The 529-nt window shown below is 55.0% G+C and carries 1 protein-coding gene; it reads right to left on the minus strand.

Going from position 1 to position 529, the window contains the following annotated elements; all coding sequences use genetic code 11:
* Window positions 1–529 (minus strand): hypothetical protein (locus LVD47_RS23365; protein WP_236981136.1); only part of this gene is annotated, 529 nt, incomplete at both ends.

Genomic DNA, 529 nt, shown 5'->3' on the forward strand with positions numbered 1-529 from the left:
TCCAGCCGCTCCACTTCGATATCCCCTCGGTACACACAGCCGTCCCGCTCGGCTTCCACCCAGTAAGGGCCTGTATTCCCCGAGTACAAGGTCACCGAATCACTTATTTCACCATTCCACCAGAGTATATTGGTATATTCACGTACCGGTAGGCCCAGGTGGATTATTTCTTCCGAACAAACCGCCACCGGTTCGAAGGACAGCTCCTGTGTCCCCGTTTCTTCCAGCGTAACGATTGAAGTGTCTGTACAACCCGACTCCGGATCACCGATCCGTACTATATATTGATACTCCCCTTCCGCATCCGTACCGGGGATAAAGGTCGAGCCCCCGCTTTCTAGCCCCGGTTCCAGCCAACGCGTACTGCCTTGCGGAGCCGGTAATAGCGCATTCAGGTCGATGGCAGGGCCCGAAGGACAATACGCAATTACCGTATCCCGACCCGCCAGGCTGGATACCGGACGGATAATAATTTCCACCGGAACCGATATCCGGCAGTCCCCGAATTGTACTTCTACCCGTCTCTGTA

Source organism: Membranihabitans maritimus, assembly GCF_021729145.1.
Classification (GTDB): Bacteria; Bacteroidota; Bacteroidia; order Chitinophagales; family Saprospiraceae; genus Membranihabitans; species Membranihabitans maritimus.